This is a genomic window from Deinococcus aetherius (assembly GCF_025997855.1).
GTDB classification, from domain to species: Bacteria; Deinococcota; Deinococci; order Deinococcales; family Deinococcaceae; genus Deinococcus; species Deinococcus aetherius.
This window is the reverse complement of record NZ_AP026560.1, coordinates 2,248,206-2,263,550: the sequence shown is the minus strand read 5'-3', so window position 1 is coordinate 2,263,550 and position 15,345 is coordinate 2,248,206. Positions and strand designations below refer to the sequence as shown.

17 protein-coding genes are annotated in these 15,345 nt (G+C 70.4%); 10 read left to right on the top strand and 7 right to left on the bottom strand.

Annotated elements, in window-relative coordinates; translation table 11 throughout:
* The first annotated feature begins 43 nt into the window (after positions 1–43).
* Positions 44–559, top strand: a complete 516-nt coding sequence (locus DAETH_RS11450; protein ID WP_264775022.1) for a hypothetical protein — start codon at positions 44–46, stop codon at positions 557–559.
* A gap of 43 nt (positions 560–602) precedes the next feature.
* Here DAETH_RS11450 and DAETH_RS11445 read toward each other — a convergent pair whose 3' ends face one another.
* Complete coding sequence (locus DAETH_RS11445; protein ID WP_264775021.1) at positions 603–1,523, bottom strand: carbohydrate kinase family protein; 921 nt, start codon at positions 1,521–1,523, stop codon at positions 603–605.
* 165 nt (positions 1,524–1,688) lie between these two features.
* Between DAETH_RS11445 and DAETH_RS11440 the strand changes: the two genes are divergently transcribed.
* The 7 genes from DAETH_RS11440 (at position 1,689) to DAETH_RS11410 (ending at position 7,847) form a co-directional block, all read left to right on the top strand.
* Positions 1,689–2,612 (top strand): histone deacetylase family protein, encoded by a 924-nt coding sequence (locus DAETH_RS11440; RefSeq protein WP_264775020.1) that lies wholly within the window; start codon positions 1,689–1,691, stop codon positions 2,610–2,612.
* A gap of 321 nt (positions 2,613–2,933) precedes the next feature.
* The gene (locus tag DAETH_RS11435; RefSeq protein ID WP_264775019.1) at positions 2,934–3,557 is read left to right on the top strand and encodes a Crp/Fnr family transcriptional regulator; all 624 of its coding nucleotides are present in this window, start codon (positions 2,934–2,936) and stop codon (positions 3,555–3,557) included.
* A gap of 142 nt (positions 3,558–3,699) precedes the next feature.
* A complete protein-coding gene (locus DAETH_RS11430) occupies positions 3,700–4,734 on the top strand; it encodes a DNA double-strand break repair nuclease NurA (protein ID WP_264775018.1) in 1,035 nt (344 codons plus the stop codon).
* Positions 4,731–6,572 (top strand): ATP-binding protein, encoded by a 1,842-nt coding sequence (locus tag DAETH_RS11425; protein WP_264775017.1) that lies wholly within the window; start codon positions 4,731–4,733, stop codon positions 6,570–6,572. Before DAETH_RS11430 ends, DAETH_RS11425 begins: the two co-directional genes overlap by 4 nt.
* 5 nt (positions 6,573–6,577) lie before the next feature.
* Entirely contained in the window at positions 6,578–7,024 is a 447-nt protein-coding gene (locus DAETH_RS11420; RefSeq protein WP_264775016.1) for a GNAT family N-acetyltransferase, read from the top strand.
* Positions 7,025–7,147: 123 nt separating this feature from the next.
* Positions 7,148–7,522 (top strand): hypothetical protein, encoded by a 375-nt coding sequence (locus tag DAETH_RS11415; RefSeq protein ID WP_264775015.1) that lies wholly within the window; start codon positions 7,148–7,150, stop codon positions 7,520–7,522.
* Between the two features lie 100 nt (positions 7,523–7,622).
* Entirely contained in the window at positions 7,623–7,847 is a 225-nt protein-coding gene (locus DAETH_RS11410) for a hypothetical protein (RefSeq protein WP_264775014.1), read from the top strand.
* A gap of 13 nt (positions 7,848–7,860) precedes the next feature.
* Here the strand turns inward: DAETH_RS11410 and DAETH_RS11405 are convergent, their stop codons facing one another.
* Positions 7,861–9,024: a glutathionylspermidine synthase family protein gene (locus DAETH_RS11405; protein WP_264775013.1), complete on the bottom strand. Its 1,164-nt coding sequence runs from the start codon at positions 9,022–9,024 to the stop codon at positions 7,861–7,863.
* Positions 9,024–9,413, bottom strand: coding sequence for a hypothetical protein (locus tag DAETH_RS11400; protein ID WP_264775012.1), 390 nt, complete (start codon positions 9,411–9,413; stop codon positions 9,024–9,026). Before DAETH_RS11400 ends, DAETH_RS11405 begins: the two co-directional genes overlap by 1 nt.
* A gap of 146 nt (positions 9,414–9,559) precedes the next feature.
* Here DAETH_RS11400 and DAETH_RS11395 point away from each other — a divergent pair, with 146 nt between their 5' ends.
* Positions 9,560–10,828, top strand: coding sequence for an acetylornithine/succinylornithine family transaminase (locus DAETH_RS11395; protein ID WP_264775011.1), 1,269 nt, complete (start codon positions 9,560–9,562; stop codon positions 10,826–10,828).
* A 98-nt stretch (positions 10,829–10,926) separates the two neighbouring features.
* Entirely contained in the window at positions 10,927–11,478 is a 552-nt protein-coding gene (locus DAETH_RS11390; RefSeq protein WP_264775010.1) for a hypothetical protein, read from the top strand.
* A 62-nt stretch (positions 11,479–11,540) separates the two neighbouring features.
* On the opposite strand, the gene DAETH_RS11385 is transcribed toward DAETH_RS11390, so the two are convergent.
* From DAETH_RS11385 to sat, 4 genes are all read right to left on the bottom strand, one after another.
* Entirely contained in the window at positions 11,541–12,284 is a 744-nt protein-coding gene (locus tag DAETH_RS11385; protein WP_264775009.1) for an ABC transporter ATP-binding protein, read from the bottom strand.
* Positions 12,281–13,111, bottom strand: coding sequence for an ABC transporter permease (locus tag DAETH_RS11380; protein WP_264775008.1), 831 nt, complete (start codon positions 13,109–13,111; stop codon positions 12,281–12,283). Before DAETH_RS11380 ends, DAETH_RS11385 begins: the two co-directional genes overlap by 4 nt.
* Before the next feature lie 4 nt (positions 13,112–13,115).
* Positions 13,116–14,084, bottom strand: coding sequence for an aliphatic sulfonate ABC transporter substrate-binding protein (locus DAETH_RS11375; protein WP_264775007.1), 969 nt, complete (start codon positions 14,082–14,084; stop codon positions 13,116–13,118).
* A 78-nt stretch (positions 14,085–14,162) separates the two neighbouring features.
* Entirely contained in the window at positions 14,163–15,335 is a 1,173-nt protein-coding gene (gene sat, locus DAETH_RS11370) for a sulfate adenylyltransferase (RefSeq protein ID WP_264775006.1), read from the bottom strand.
* Positions 15,336–15,345 lie beyond the last annotated feature (10 nt).

The following is a 15,345-nucleotide window of genomic DNA, read 5'->3' as shown; positions in this document are numbered from 1 at the left end:
CGACCCGCACCCCCGCCTCACTCCCATCGGGTAAAAGGAAACCATGAATTCCCGCAGCCTGGCCGCGCCCCTCGCCTCCTTGCTGCTCGCCGCCCTGTCCCCCCTCGCCCCGGCCCAAACGTCTCCCCGGCAGCCCACGGCCCTCCAGCAGGCCCGGGTGCTCGTCGCCCGAGAGACGGCGCAGGTGCGGTTGCTGGAGCGCACGGGGCTGCTCCACCCCCTGCGGGTGTCGCGGCGCTGTGCCGACCGCCTGGGCCGGGTGCGGCTGACGGTGCTGGCCGACGTGAGGAACACGCCGCGCATCGTGCGGTACCGCCGCGCCCTGCCGGGCAACAACGTGCAGTTCACGGGGTACTACGACGCCACCGGAAGGCTGCGCTACGCGACTGCCCGCGCCTCGGGCTCCTCGGGTGTGCGGTACAACCTCGCCGCCGAGTACGACGTGCGGGGACGCCTGCTGCGCGAGACGGGCATCCGCCGTCCCGGGTACGTCACCGAACTGCGGCGGCAGCCTGGCCTCCACGTAGAGTCGCTGCGCCGGGGGCTCTGCCCGGGCTGAGGGTAGGGTGGGTCCAACGCGTCCCGTGTCTGTGAACCCCTCTTTACCCCGGCAGCGGCACCGCCTCCAGGTCCGCGCGGGTCGGCGCGTAGGCGCCTGGGCGGGCGCAGGCGGCGGCGGCGGCGCGCAACCCCATTCGCAGGTGGTCGGTCCACAGCGCCTCGGGGCGCTCGATGGCGCTCACGAGCAGACCGGCGCACAGGGCGTCCCCGGCGCCCACCGTGTCGGCCACGGTCACGGGCGCGGTGGGAAGGTCGGCGCGTCCGGCGGGCTGGTAGAGGGTCGCCCCCTGCGCCCCGCGCGTGATCACGATGGGGCAGCGGGCGTTCATGCCGCGCAACTCCCGCAGCGCATCCTCCTCGGATCGTCCCGGGAAGAAGAAGGCAAGGTCCTCGTCGCTGAGCTTCATCAGATCCGAGAGCCCCGCCACGCGCCGGAAGACCGCCGGGTAGTCCGGGTGGCGGTGGGTGATTCGGGCGTTGGGATCGAAGCTGACCCGCACCCCCGCTGCCTTCGCCGCCTGGGTCACGCCGAGCAGCGTGTCGGCGAGCGGCCAGCGGCTCAGGCTGATGCCGCCGACGTGCAGCCAGCGCACGGCCCCCAGCCAGTCCTCGGGCAAGCGTCCCGGGTCGAACTGGAGGTCGGCGCTGTTCTCGCCCAGGAAGCGGTAGGCGGGCGGCGTGAGCCGGTACACGACCGCGAGCAGGGTGGGGGCGGGCACCCTCTGGAGGAAACGGAGGTCGAGCCCCGCCGCCTCGCTCGCCGCCGCGAGGTCGTCCCCGAAGTTATCCTGCCCGACCGCCCCCGCAAAGGCGCTGGGGATCCCTAGCCGCGTGCAGGCCCGCGCGACGTTCCACCCCGCGCCGCCCGGGTGTGCCACCCAGCGGTTCTCCCCGGCGGTCACGAGGTCGGTCAGCGCCTCCCCGGCGCTCACGATCAGGGGCAGTTGGGCAGGGCTGGTCATCCGGCACAGAGTAAACCAGCGGGTGCGGGAGGGTCCGCGCTCGGCTGGACGGGTCGGAACTGGACGGGCCCCCGGGCACGACCTTGAACACACGACCTTGAACAAAGGTCGAACAAAGTGGGGATCAGCCCTGCCCGACCGCCCCCCTTGCCCGAGACTGCCGGGGTGCCCGCGCCCGCCTCCGACTCCCCCTTTCTCCACCCCTTCCGGGCCTACACCCCGGCCTCGTACACCTTCCCCCTGCCGGAGGGCCACCGTTTCCCGGCGTACAAGTACGCGGGGGTCCGCGACCGGCTGGCGGGCCTGCTCCCCGTGCTGGAGACGCCCGCCCTGCGCTGGGCCGACGCCGCGCGCGTGCACGATCCCGAGTGGTTGCGGCGCTGGCGTCGGGGAGAGGTGACGGCCGCCGAGCAGCGCGCCTTCGGGCTGCCCTGGAGCCCCGGGGTGGTCGAGCGGGCGCGGCGGGCGGCGGGGGGCAGCCTCGCGGCCCTGCACGACGCCCTGGAGTGCGGCTGGGGCGCCAACCTCGCGGGCGGCACCCATCACGCCTTCGCCGACCGCGCCGAGGGTTTTTGCCTCGTCAACGACGCCGCGATCCTCACCCGCCTCGCGTTGGACGAGGGGTGGGCGAACCGGGTCGCCGTGCTCGACCTCGACGTTCATCAGGGCAACGGCACGGCGGCCCTCCTCGCCGGGGAGGAGCGGGCCTTTACCCTCAGCGTTCACGGTGAACGCAACTACCCCTTCCGCAAGGAGAGGAGCAGCCTCGACCTCAGCCTCCCCGACGGGGTCACCGACGTCGAGTACCTGCGGGTGCTGCGCGAGTCGGCCCTGCCCGCCCTGGACGCCTTCCGCCCCGACCTGCTCCTCTACCTCGCGGGGGCGGACGTACTCGCCGGGGACCGCTTCGGCCGCTTCGCCCTGACCCTGGACGGCGTGCGAGAGCGCAACCGGGCCGTGCTGACCTGGGCCCGGGAGGTGGACGTGCCCGTCGTGACCATGATGGCGGGCGGCTACAACCGCGACCACGCCCTCACCGTCGAGGCACACGCGAGCGTCGTTCTGGACGGCCTGGAGGTCTTCGCTTGAGGTCCAGCGCGGGGGGCAGATCCGTCCCCTCCCCTTCGTCTCACGCCCCAACCGTTTGTGCATGAAGAAAGGGTGAGGGCGCCGCACCCCCCGCGAAGGGTTAAGGAGGTCAACGTCGAACGAAAGGTGGGAAGAAGGACGTGCCTGCCACCCTTCTCGCGCGCGTCCCCGGTGCCCCCACCTCCCCCCGCCTTATCAAGGACTTCATAATGTTCGGCCCGAACGTTCAAAGGTTGGACAAACTTTGTACAGTTCGGGCGTCTCGGAATCCGGTTGTTCGCTGTCCGCCGCCCCGTCCTTCCCTGTCCCAAGGAGTCCGTCATGACGTTGTACAGCACCCCCCCGGTCAGTTCCGACCTTCGCAGCAGGCCACTGCGCCGTGGTGACACGCTGTACTACGCGGGCGACTCGGCGCCCACCCTCTACCGCCTCGACAGCGGCCTTCTGCGTGCCGTGCGCCTGACGCCCCAGGGCCGCAACCTGACCGTGCGCCACGTGCTGCCGGGCGATATCTTCGGCGAGGAGACCCTGCACGGGTTGCCGCGCAGCCACCAGATGATCGCCCTCACCGACGCCAGCCTCACGCCCATCCACATTCAGCACCTCAGCGCCGCCGAGCTGTGGGAGGTCACCCGCAGCCTCAGCGCCCAGCTCCAGCGGGTGATGAACGACGGCGTGCACATCCAGGACGGCGAACTGCGCGAGCGCATCGCCCGCTACCTCCTGAGCCTCGCCGACTCCAGCCTGGGCGGTGTCCACGAGGGCGGCCAGCGTTTCGTGCGCGCCACCCACGAACTCATCGCCGAGGGCACCGGGGCCACGCGCGAGAGCGTAAGCAAACTCATCGGCGAGATGCGCGACGACGGCCTGCTGACCCCCGCCTACCGCTGCCTGACCCTGACCGACGAGGCGCGGCTGCGGGAGTTGAGCGGGTATCACGGCTGAGAGCAGAGGAGAGAACAGGGCGCGTCCGGTGAGGGGAACCGGGCGCTTCTTTTTTGGGTTGTAGGTCGTGGGTCGTGGGTTGGAGGAAGAGCACCCTCTTTTCCTCCAACCTGTGCCCCACAGCCCACGACCCCGACCTACAATGCCCCCCATGCGGATTCGCCTTGACCCCTGGCCCGTGGACATCGAGGGCGGGCAACTCGGCCTGCAACGCTTCGAGGGCGATCTGATCGACATCGAGACGCCCCGCTGGGCGGCGGTGGCGGCGAAACCCGTCCCCGAGCGTCTGCACACGGTCCATGTCGTGGACGGCAAGCGGCGGATGGAATCGCGCGTCTTCATCGAGGACGAGGCGGGCGAGGCGGGCATGGGCGGCTTCGGGGCCTACGTGGTGGGCGCGGTGCGGATGTGCCCGCACGGGTCGCGGCCCGCCGAGCTGACCGACGTACGGGCGCGGCGCCTCCTCGCCCACGCGCCGGGGCTGCGGGTGGACCCCTACCGCCTCTCGCCGCGCGACCCGCACACGGGAACGCTGCAATACACGCCCATCGTCACTGAGAGCGCCGATCCCCTCGCGCCGCTCCACAAGTTGCAACAGGTCATGCTGGCGGAGGAACAGAATCTCTCCCACGGCCTCGCCTCGCAGGTGCCCTTCTCCGAGGAGGACGACCGGGAGGCCCTGACCTCGCTGACGATCCAGGACGGCACCCTGCGCTCGAAGAACCTGGGCGGCGCCGTCGTGGGCTGCGTAAAGACGATGCAGACCCAGTACCTCCCCGCCGACCGCGCCTCGCTGCTCTCGGAACTGCGGCCTGGCGAGCGCACGCCCATCCTGCACATGAAGTACGCCAACAGCCCCTACACCCGCTTCATCTGGTACGTGCGGCTGTGCGAGGCCGCCTTCTACCAGCACCCCATGTCCGGCGTGATGCGGCTGGAGATGTACGCCCCCGACGACTCCGACTTCCTGCCGCCCATCGTGCGCGAGGTGGCGAACGTCAGCGGCCATCTCCTGTGCCGCCTCGCCAGCCGGGCGCACAAGGACCCCCGTGCCCCCCAGAACCTGATCCCGACCGCCGCCCTGGAGAGCGCCATGACCCGCGCGATGGGCAGCGCCGACCTCGTGACCCGCCGCCTAAGGGCCCATATTGCCAGAGAGCTTGGGGTGGTCGCGTGACCTTTGGGGAAGGCGGCGAGCGCCTGGGCCGCGTGCTCGGCACCGAGGACGTGACGCCCACCGTCTTCTGGTTCGCGGTGGCGCCGGGGGCGAGCGTGGGGCTGGACGATCTCGTGGTGGTGCGGACCCTCAAGCCGGACGGGCGGGAGGTGCGCTTCTACGGCCTAGTGGATAACGTCCGCAAGCGGCACGAGGGCGTGACCTTCGAGTCGGACGTGGAGGACGTGGTGGCGGGGGTGCTGCCCGCCTCTGTGAGCTACGCGGCGCGGGTGCTGGTGACCCGGGTGGACCCCGAGCACTTCATCCCGCCCCAGCCCGGCGACGAGGTGCGCCGCGCGCACGGGGCGGACCTCGACATGGCCCTCAGCGCCGACAAGATGAAGGAGGCGGCCTTCCCGGCGGGCCTGCTCGCGGACGGGCAGCCCCTGCCGCTGAACTTCCGTTTCGTGAACGGCGAGAGCGGCGGCCACATCAACATCAGCGGCATCTCGGGCGTGGCGACGAAGACGAGTTACGCCCTCTTCCTGCTGCACTCGATCTTCCGCAGCGGCGTGATGGACCGTGTGGCCCGGGCGGGCGGCGGCCACACGGCGGGGACGGCGGGCGGCAAGGCGATCATCTTCAACGTGAAGGGCGAGGACCTGCTCTTCCTCGACCAGCCCAACGGCAGGGTGCAGGAACGCGAGGCCGAGGCCCAGGCTGCCAAGGGCCTGAGCGCGGACCGCTACACGCTGATGGGGCTGCCCATGTCCCCCTTCCGGGACGCGCAGTTCCTCGCGCCGCCTCGCCCGGGTGCTTCAAACAATGCCATTGTGCCCCACACCGACCAGCGGGCGCAGGGGGTGACCCCCTTCGTCTTCACCCTGCGTGAGTTCTGCGAGCGGCGGATGCTGCCCTACGTCTTCTCGGACGCCGGAGGCAGCCTGAACATCGGGTTCGTGATCGGGAACATCGAGGAAAAGCTCTTCAAGCTCGCCCAGACGCAGGCCTCGGCGGGAGCGGGCCTCGGCGTCACGGACTGGAAGGTCGAGGAGAGTTCCAACATCCCCGAGAACATCGACTTCAGCGATGTGGGGGCCGTCAACATCCAGACCTTCGACCAGCTCATCTCCTACCTCGAATACAAGCTGCTCGACGAGAACGAGGGGCTGGGCGACAAGAGGTGGGTCCTCGGCCAGACCCAGGGCACCCTGCGCGCCTTCGTGCGGCGGCTGCGCGGGGTGCAAAAACACCTCTCGCCCCTGGTGCGCGGCGACCTCAGCGAGGCGCAGGCCCGTCAGTACCGCCCCAATCTCCTCGGCGGGACGCAACTGAGCGTGGTGGACATCCACAACCTCTCCGGCCCGGCGCAGATGTTCGTGGTGGGCGTGCTGCTGCGCGAGGTGTTCGAGCACAAGGAGAAATACGGGCGGCAGAACACCGTCTTCGTGGTGCTGGACGAGCTGAACAAGTACGCCCCGCGCGACGAGGGCAGCCCCATCAAGGACGTGCTGCTGGAGATCGCCGAACGGGGCCGCTCCCTGGGGATCATCCTGATCGGCGCTCAGCAGACGGCCTCGGAGGTCGAGCGGCGCATCGTGTCGAACGCGGCGATCCGGGTGGTGGGGCGCCTCGACCTCGCGGAGGCCGAGCGGCCCGAGTACCGCTTCCTGCCGCAGAGCTTCCGGGCGCGGGCGGGCATCCTCCAGCCGGGGACCATGCTCGTCTCCCAGCCCGACGTGCCCAACCCGGTCCTTGTGAACTACCCCTTCCCCGCCTGGGCCACCCGCCGCGACGAGGTGGCCGAGGAGGTGGGGCAGAGCGTGGAGGAGGTGGGCGAGGACTGGCTGGGATACTGAGGCCCATGCCCGACCTGCGTCCCCTTGCTCCTGCCGACGCCGCCCTGGCCCTCCCCGCCCTGCGCGAGCTGCGCCCGCACGCGCCCGCCACCGCCGGGGTCAGCGAACTCGCCGCCTACCTGCATTCGGTGGAGGCCAAGGGCTACCGACTGGTCGGTGTCTTCGAATCGGGCCGGACCGAGGCGGCGGCGGTGGCGGGATACCGTGTCTACACCATGCTCGCCTTCGGGCGGGCACTGTACGTGGACGACCTCTCGACGCTGCCGGACGCCCGGGGGAGGGGACACGCCCGCGCGCTGCTGGCCTGGCTGGAGGCCGAGGCGAGGCGGCTGGGCTGCGACAGCCTGCAACTCGACTCCGGGGTGGGGGAAAGGCGCTGGACCGCGCACCGCCTGTATCTCTCCACGGGGTTCAACATCTCCTGCCACCACTTCGAGAAGGGGCTGACGTGAGAGGCCACGGCCATGAGGAGACGGGGAGCGACCGGCGGGGCCTTGGGGAAGTGGAGGGGGCAGTTCCCCCAACACCGCTCATCTGCGTGGGGAGACGCCCTGCCCGCCCTCTAGAGTCGCCCCATGCTCGGAAAAAGTCTCCTCCCGCTTGCCCTTTCGCTGCTGCTGCTCACGCCCGCCCGGGCCCTGGGCCTCGACCGCTCGGCCAGACAGGGGATCGATGCCCACGCCTTCAGCTTCTCGGGTCGCCACTGCGCGGGCGGGATCGAGGCCAGACCCGGCTCCGGGGCCACGCCCGGGCAGTTCAAGATCGCGGCCCTCATCATGGACGAGGCGATGAAGGACGCCGCCGCCAAGGACAAGACGGTGGGATACCGCTCCAGCTTCAACGACAAGGACCTCTACCGCGCCGCCGTGACCACGCCGAAGGGCTCGACGTTCGTGATGCTGTACCTCAGCGGCGGCAAGACGTTCATGTACAGGTGCGACCTGAAGTAGCCGTCTCGCCACGCGGCAATGAAGCTTTCCCCGGGAACTCCCCCCGGTTTTCTCGCCAAGAGCCCCCGGTCCTGGAGTCGAATACGGGCCGAGGTGTCTCATGACGGACGGACGGGAGAAGGGCCAGGACGATCAGGCAAAGACGGCGCAGGAAGGCACCATGACCGAACACGGACGCTGGACCCCCGAAGTGTCGAAAGCCGCCGACCGCGAGTTGCGCGAGCTGGCGTGGGAGTCGCCCGAAGCGGAACTGGGGCCTGCGACGGAGGGGGTGGACAAGTCCGACCTCAGCCTGCCGACCGAGCGGCACGGGGGAGACCACTGACCAGGGCTCTCCGTCACCCCGGCAGGACGACGTGCGGCACGAAGGTCGCCCGGTTGTCCGTTACCCGTGTGCGCCCCTCCCGGATGCCCAGCCCGCACACCTCGTCCCCGGCGACCCACACGCCCAGGACCGGGTAACGCGGCCCGTCCTTCGCGTCGAAGGCGGGCAACTCCGCGTATGCCTGCTCGATGGTCGGGAGGTCACCGTAGACGCCGGGTGTGGCAGATGCGCCGGGCAGGGCGACGTTCTGCCCCTCGCGGGAGTACAGGGGCTTGCGGACCACCCCGGAACCTAGCGCGCCGGGCATCAGGGTCGCCGGGAGCACCAGTCCGCTGTCCGGGTAACGCCCGTGGAGGAGGGCGAGGAGTCCCTTGCTCCCCGTGACCGCCTTCCACAGCGGCTCGATGAAGCGGGTCCCGGTGCTCGCCAGGAAGGCCGCGTCCCGCGACTCCCAGGCGTACTCGAAGGGCCACAGCCACATCAGATGGCGGATGGGCAGGGACCACGTGTCGAGCAGATACGACTCGCCCGGGCTCGTGCCGATCTCGTCCGCCGCGAGGAAGGACCCGCTCACCCCCGCCGCGAGGGCGAGGTCACGCAGGTAGGTGACGGTGGCGATGTCCTCGACCTCACGGGCGGCGCTGAAGTGCGCCTGGGTCACGCCCCGCTCGCGCATCAGGTACGCCCACTGCTCGCCCAGCCCCTCGTGGATGGTGTTCCACTGGGTCGCCCCGGGGGGCAACTCCCCCGACGCCAGCCGGTCCTCAAGCCAGTGCCACTGGCTGACCGCCGCCTCGATGAGCGAGGTGGGCGTCTGCGCGTTCACCTCCAGCAGCCGGGCGTGCCCCTGCCCGTCGTAGGCGAGGTCCAGGCGCATGTAGACGGTCGGGTCGTCGCGGTCCCAGGACTCGCGCACCGCCCCGTGGAGGAAGGCGGGGATGCCCAGTTCGCCCGGCCTCCCCGCCAGGATGGCCGCCCCGGTCGTCTCCAGTACCATGTCGGTGAGGTCCTGGGCGTCACGCCGGAGGCCCTCGATCTGCGCGGGGGTGAAGGCGTAGCAGGCGTCCTCGCCCCAGTAGGGGACGGGGTGCTCTGGAGTGGGGGCGTACCACGTGAAGCCAACCTCCTGAAGCCGGGCTTCCCAGTTCGGTCGCTCGCGGAAGGTGAGGCGCCGCATCAGCCGCCGAAGCTGCCGGACGAGGAGCTGCCCGCGCGGCCCGTGCTTGTGAACCCGCCCCGGCTGACGGGCGCCTTGAAGCTGCCGTAGGTGCCCCGCTTGCTGTCGTGGGTCAGGCCGGTGGGGGCGACGCCGCCCGAGGACGTGTAGCCCACGTAGCGGGTGAGGCCCGACCCCAGCAGGATGTACGGGCCGTAGAAACCGCCGCTCGTCTTCTGGCAGGGATTTCGCAGGCCCTGGCGGATGACGTCCTGGTTGGCCAGCCGACACTGCTCGTAGGACGTGTACTTCGTGCGCTTGTAGCGGTCGAGGTCGAGGTCGTTGTCCCCGCAGGCGGCGAGCAGGGCGGGCAGCGTGGCGAGCAGCGGCAGGTGGAAGGTCTTGCTCATGTCCCTTCCTACGCGCAGGGGCACTCGAATGTTCCGTTCTTTCCCCTGGGGTGGATGCCGCGCCTGCCTCCAACCTGCCCGGCTGGACACGCGCCCTTTTTTCCCGGCCCCGAGCCCCTAGACTGGACTCCAACAGGAGGTCGAACGTGACCGCACAGGGTGAAGCGAAGCAAGGAAGCGCGAGCAAGTGGCTGAACGCCGAGCTGCAATACGACTCCGGCGTCTACAACAAGCATCAGGTCGTGATGGTGCGCGGTCAGGGCGCGACCGTCTGGGACGAGCAGGGGCGGTCCTACATCGACTGTGTGGCCGGGTACGGGGTGGCGAACATCGGCCACTGCCACCCCGACGTGGTGCGGGCAATCAAGGAGCAGGCCGAGAAGCTGATCGTGATGCCCCAGACCCTCCCCAACGACAAGCGCGCCGAGTTCCTGACCGAACTCGTGAGCGTGCTGCCGCAGGGCCTGGGGCGGGTATTCCTGTGCAACTCGGGCACCGAGGCGATGGAGGCGGCCAAGAAGTTCGCCATCACGGCGACGGGCCGCCAGCGGTTCGTGAGCATGCGCCGGGGCTTTTCAGGCCGTACGCTGGGCGCCCTCGCCTTCACCTGGGAGCCCAAGTACCGCGAGCCCTTCGGCGACGCGGTGGACAACCGGAACGTCGACTTCATCACCTACGGCAGCGTCGAGGAACTGCGTGCGGCGGTGACGGACCAGACCGCCGCCGTGATCCTCGAACCCGTGCAGGGCGAGGGCGGCGTGCGGCCCGCTTCCCCCGAGTTCATCCAGGAGGCCCGCCGCATTACCCGCGAGCGGGGCGCCCTGCTGATCCTCGACGAGATTCAGACGGGCTTTTGCCGCACGGGCAAGATGTTCGCCTGTGAGCACTCGGGCGTGATCCCCGACGGCATGACGCTGGCGAAGGCGATGGCGGGCGGCGTGCCGGTGGGTGCCTTCGCCATGACCGCCGAGGTCGCCGACCGGATGCCGGGGGGCGGTCACGGCACGACCTTCGGGGGCAACCCGCTGGCGATGGCGGCTGGAGTCGCCGCCATCCGGGCAATGAAGCGCGAGGGGATGGCCGAGCAGGCGCGCGAGAAGGGCGCGTATTTCATGGAGCGGCTGCGCGCCATCCGCTCTCCGAAAATCCGCGAGGTGCGCGGTCTGGGCCTGATGATCGGGGTGGAACTCAAGGAGAAGAGTGCGCCCTACATCTCGGCCCTGGAGCATGAGGAAGGCGTGCTAGCCCTCGCCGCCACGCCCCTCGTCGTGCGCTTCCTGCCGCCCGTGACGATCAGCAAGGAGCAGATCGATCAGGTGGTCGCCGCCTTCGAGCGGGTGCTCGGCAGCGTCAATCCGCGCGAGGGGCGTCAGGCCGAACTCGCCGGGGTCCGGGAGGAGAAGCAGACGGAGTAGCAGGAAGGGAAAGAGGCGGGCCGAGAGAAGATTACCCCCGACGGGTGGTGCCACAACTTCGCTTCACCGGCCGCATCTCCCTCTTTAGTCTTTCGGACGTGAAGAAGATATTGGTGGTTTCCCTCGCCGCGCTCCTGTCCGCGTGCGCGCCCTCTCAGATGGGAGTGGGTGTCTCGGCCCCGCAGGTGATGGCCTCACCTATGACCCCGGTCACGGTGAGGCCGGGGCAGGCTCTGTACGTGAGGTACAGCTACCCGCGCACGCTGCTCAAGGTCGATGACGCCCCCTTCAGGGCGTTGGAGATCGACTTCGGGAGTCGGGACAACAGCAGCAACGTGCATTCGGCCAGCTCGCCCGTGTCCTGGCTGTCGGTGACGCCCCAGGACCTGCCACCGGGTGTGGACGTGGCGCTGGCGCAGGCCTTTGTCGCCAAGGAGATTGTGGGTACCACCCATCCCTCCTCCGGGGCGACTTCGGTCAACTACTACGAGCGCGTCTGGGTGACCCTGAAAGTGACCGCCGCGCCCACCGCCCGAGCTGGCGCGCCCAAGGTCGGCACCCTGGTCTACTCGCACGACGGGACCCAGAGCGAGGTGCCCCTGCTTGTGCGCGTGGACGGGGGCGGAACGGGCAGCCCCAGCGTGCAGTAACGCGGGGACCATGCGAAGGGCCGGAGCTTGTGCAGTTCCGGCCCTTCCTGTTTGAACTCCGGCTAGCCCTCCAGCATCTCCCGCAGCCGCCCCACGCTCAGCTCCCGCGCCGGGGCGTCCAGCGCCACCTCGCCCCCGCGCAGGGCCACCACCCGCTGCCCCAGCGCCAGCGCCTCCTCCAGGTTGTGCGTGACGAAGACGACGGTGACCTTCCGCTCCCACCAGATGCCGAGCAACTCGTCGGCAAGGACTGTGCGCGTGCGGTCGTCGAGGGCGCTGAAAGGCTCGTCGAGGAGCAGGAGCCTCGGCTGCACGGCGAGGGCGCGGGCGAGGCTCACCCGCTGGCGCTGCCCGCCGGAAAGCTGGTGGACGCGCCGGGGGCCGTACCCCTCCAGCCCCACGAGGCGCAGCGTCTCCTGCACCCGGGCGTCCCGCTCGGCTCGGGGAAAGCGGCGACGCTCCAGCCCGAAGGCGACGTTCCCCGTCACCGTGCGCCAGGGGAAGAGGGCCGGTTCCTGCTGCACGAGGGTCAGGCGCGGGTCGGGGCCGGTGACGGGCGTGTCGCCCAGCCGAATCTCGCCCGCCTGGGGCCGCAGGAAGCCCGCCAGCAGCGAGAGCAGCGTGCTCTTGCCGCTCCCCGAGGGCCCGACCACGCACAGGAACTCGCCGGGCTGGACGTGCAGGGTCACCGGGCCCAGTCCGGGCCTTCCCCGCCCGTAGCGGTAGGTCACCCCGTCAAGCGTCAGGCTGACCCCCTGGGGGGAGGCGCTGGCAGCCTGGGCGGGGCGGGTCATCGTGGCGGTCATTGTTGCACCTCCAGTCCGTAGTCGCGCCGCACGCGAGTCTCCAGGGCGCGCAGCACGGCGTCAAATATTCCCCCGATCACGCCGATGGTCAGGATGGTGGCGATCACCAGCGCCATGTTCGCCGTGTTGCGCCCGATCTCCAGTTGAGAGCCCAGGCTGGCGCTCGCGCTGACGAGCAGTTCCGCCCCCACCAGCGCCCGCCACGCGAAGCTCCACGCGGTCCGCAGCCCCGTCAGGATGCTGGGCACCGCACTGGGCAGCAGCACGCCGGTCGTGAGGTCCAGCCCACGCGCCCCCAGCGTCCGGCCCGCCACCCGCAGCGCCGGGGGCACGTTCATCAGCGCGCCCGAGACGGCGAGCGCCACCGGTATAAAGCCCTCCAGAATCACCACGAACAGCACCGCCCGCTCGTTCAGCCCGAAAAAGAGGATGGCGAAGGGCACGAAGGCGATGGAGGGCACGCTCTGGATGCCGGTCAGGTACGCGCCGAGGGTGTCGCGCAGGGGCCGCCAAGCGCCCATCAGCAGGCCGACCACGCCGCCGAGCAGCACGGCGCTGACGTAACCGACGAGCACCCGCCGCAGGCTGTTGCCGATCCCGGCGAGCAGCTTGCCGTCCTGCGGCCCGGTGCCCCACAGGCCGTAGCTGATCTCGGTCCATACGGCGCGCGGGCTGGGGAAGACGTAGGGCGGGTAGAGCCTCAGCACGTCGGTGACCAGCCACCACAGGGCGAGCAGCAGCCCGAGCCCGAGGAGTTGCCAGACGAACATTCGCCAGCGGGAGGGGCGGCGGACGGGGGTGGGGGTGCCCAGGGAGGTCGTCGTCATGGCCTCACCGCTTCTGAAAGCCCGGGTTGAGGAAGGGGGCGAGGTTGACGGTGCCCCGGGCGTACCCGGCCTCGACGTTGAGGGCCGCGTACTCGTTCAGGGCCGCCGGGTCGAGCGCCGTCGTGAAGCGGGTGCGGTTCATGGCCCGTTGCAGGACGCGCGGGTCGATCTTCTGCCCGGTCAGCGCCTCCAGCTCCCTGTTCACCGAGGCGGCGGCGGCAGCGGGCTTGCCCGTCAGGAAGGCCACCGCCTTCCCGTGCGCCCCCAGAAAGGCCGCGACGAGCGCCGGGTTGGCCTGCGCGAACTTCGTGTTCACGATCACGACGGTCGTGGGATACGCGCCCCCGCGCCACACCGTCTTCTCGTTGCCGATCAGGAGGTGTCCCTGCGCCTCCAGCGCCGCGCCCCAGGGCTCGGGCACCAGCGTGGCGTCCACCCGGTTCGCCGCGAAGGCGGCCAGCACGTCGGCGGGCGCAACCGGGGTCACGGTCACGTTGCCGCCGTCCGTCTGCGCCCCCAGGCCCTGTTCCTTGAGGATGTGCCGCAGGCTGATGTCCTGGGTGTTGCCCAGGCTGGGCACCGCCACCCGCTTCCCCGCGAGGTCCTTGTACGTCCTGATCCCGCTGCCCTTGCGCGCGATGAGCACCGCGCCCGCCTCGCTCGCCCCCGCGACGATCTGGAGGGGCATCCCCCGCGCCGCCGCATTGATCGCCGGGCCCGGGCCGATGTACGCGATGTCGATCTGCCCCGCCGCGAAGGCTTCCGTCAGCGTCGTCCCCGAGACGAATTCCTTGGGTTCCAGCTTCACCTTCCCGAGCGCCTTCTGGAAGGTGCCGCGCTCCAGCCCCACAAGTGCGGGCGCGTGGGTCAGGTTGGGAAAGTAACCGAGCCGCACGGTCGTCGCCCCCTGGGCAGCGGCGGTCGGAGCGAGGAGGGCGAGGCTCAGGGCCAACAACGTCGGTCTTGGGGTCATTAGTCCCTCCTGTGGGGTCAATTTTCGTAGTGAACCCGCCCCGGGTGAGGGGCGCACGCCGGTCGCATCGGGAAGGGGTTAAGGCTGCCGGGTGTAGGCCTCGCGCAGAACCTCGGCCACTTCCGGGCGGGTGAATTCGGGGGGCAGATCCTCGCCAGCACGCAGCTTTTCGCGCACCTTGGTGCCGCTGAGGACGAGGTGGTGCTCGCTGCCGTGGGGGCAGGTGCGCGGGCTGACGAGCTGGCCGCAGGTCCGGCAATAGAAGGTGTGCTCGAACTTGAGAATCTGAATACCCAGCTCCTCGCGGGTGAAGTTGCCGAAGATCTCCTGCGCGTCGTAGGTCCCGTAATAGTTCCCCACCCCCGCGTGGTCGCGCCCCACGATGAAGTGCGTCACCCCGTAGTTGCGCCTTGAGAGCGCGTGCAAGATCGCCTCGCGCGGCCCGGCGTAGCGCATGGCGGCGGGGTACACGCTGAGCAGGGTCCTGGCCTGCGGGTAGTAGCGGTCGAGCAGCACCTCATAGGCCTGCACGCGGGTGGAGGCGGGCACGTCGTCCCCCTTCGTCTGCCCGACGAGCGGGTGCAGCAGCAGGCCGTCCACGAGTTCCAGCGTGACCTTGTGCAGGTATTCGTGCGCCCGGTGAATCGGATTGCGCGTCTGGAAGGCCACCGACGTGCGCCAGCCCCGCGCCTCGATCACCTCGCGCGTTTCAAAGGGGGTGCGGTGGTGCAGCGGGAAGGCGCCGCGCGGCACCTCGAAGAGGGTCACGGGCCCGCTCAAGTTCACGTCCCCCTGGGTGTAGAGCGCCGCTACGCCGGGGTGCGCGGGGTCCTCCGTCCGGTAGACCTCCCGCGCCTCGAAGCCCTTGCGCGCCTCGTACCGCTCCTCCACGTCCAGCGTCCCGACCGCCTTGCCGCCACGGGTGAGCACCACGCGGCCCGTGTACCGCCCCGCCTCCTCACGGGCGACGGGCAGGGTGATCGGGATGCTCCAGGGAGTGCCGTCCGCCAAGCGCATGTGCTCGATCACGCTCAGGTAGTCGGCCTCGCCGAGAAAGCCCTTCAGCGGCGAGTACGCGCCCGTCGCCAGCATCTCCAGGTCGGCGTACGAGCGGTCGGAGAGTTCCAGCCGGGGCAGGCCCTCCAGCTCGGCGGGGTCGAAGTCGTGCCCGGCCCGCCGCACGCGGTTGACGAGGGTGCCGCCGAGGGGTGCGGGCAGGAGGATGGGGGAGGGGTTGGGGAGCGTCGTCATGCGTGGGCCT

What these genes read in the sequence shown, in the direction of transcription:
- DAETH_RS11450 (WP_264775022.1), top strand. Translation starts at nt 44, where the DNA reads ATGAATTCCCGCAGCCTGGCCGCGCCCCTCGCCTCCTTGCTGCTCGCC.
- DAETH_RS11445 (WP_264775021.1), bottom strand. Translation starts at nt 1,523, where the DNA reads ATGACCAGCCCTGCCCAACTGCCCCTGATCGTGAGCGCCGGGGAGGCG.
- DAETH_RS11435 (WP_264775019.1), top strand. Translation starts at nt 2,934, where the DNA reads ATGACGTTGTACAGCACCCCCCCGGTCAGTTCCGACCTTCGCAGCAGG.
- DAETH_RS11430 (WP_264775018.1), top strand. Translation starts at nt 3,700, where the DNA reads ATGCCCCCCATGCGGATTCGCCTTGACCCCTGGCCCGTGGACATCGAG.
- DAETH_RS11420 (WP_264775016.1), top strand. Translation starts at nt 6,578, where the DNA reads ATGCCCGACCTGCGTCCCCTTGCTCCTGCCGACGCCGCCCTGGCCCTC.
- DAETH_RS11415 (WP_264775015.1), top strand. Translation starts at nt 7,148, where the DNA reads ATGCTCGGAAAAAGTCTCCTCCCGCTTGCCCTTTCGCTGCTGCTGCTC.
- DAETH_RS11410 (WP_264775014.1), top strand. Translation starts at nt 7,623, where the DNA reads ATGACGGACGGACGGGAGAAGGGCCAGGACGATCAGGCAAAGACGGCG.
- DAETH_RS11405 (WP_264775013.1), bottom strand. Translation starts at nt 9,024, where the DNA reads ATGCGGCGCCTCACCTTCCGCGAGCGACCGAACTGGGAAGCCCGGCTT.
- DAETH_RS11400 (WP_264775012.1), bottom strand. Translation starts at nt 9,413, where the DNA reads ATGAGCAAGACCTTCCACCTGCCGCTGCTCGCCACGCTGCCCGCCCTG.
- DAETH_RS11385 (WP_264775009.1), bottom strand. Translation starts at nt 12,284, where the DNA reads ATGACCGCCACGATGACCCGCCCCGCCCAGGCTGCCAGCGCCTCCCCC.
- DAETH_RS11380 (WP_264775008.1), bottom strand. Translation starts at nt 13,111, where the DNA reads ATGACGACGACCTCCCTGGGCACCCCCACCCCCGTCCGCCGCCCCTCC.
- DAETH_RS11375 (WP_264775007.1), bottom strand. Translation starts at nt 14,084, where the DNA reads ATGACCCCAAGACCGACGTTGTTGGCCCTGAGCCTCGCCCTCCTCGCT.
- sat (WP_264775006.1), bottom strand. Translation starts at nt 15,335, where the DNA reads ATGACGACGCTCCCCAACCCCTCCCCCATCCTCCTGCCCGCACCCCTC.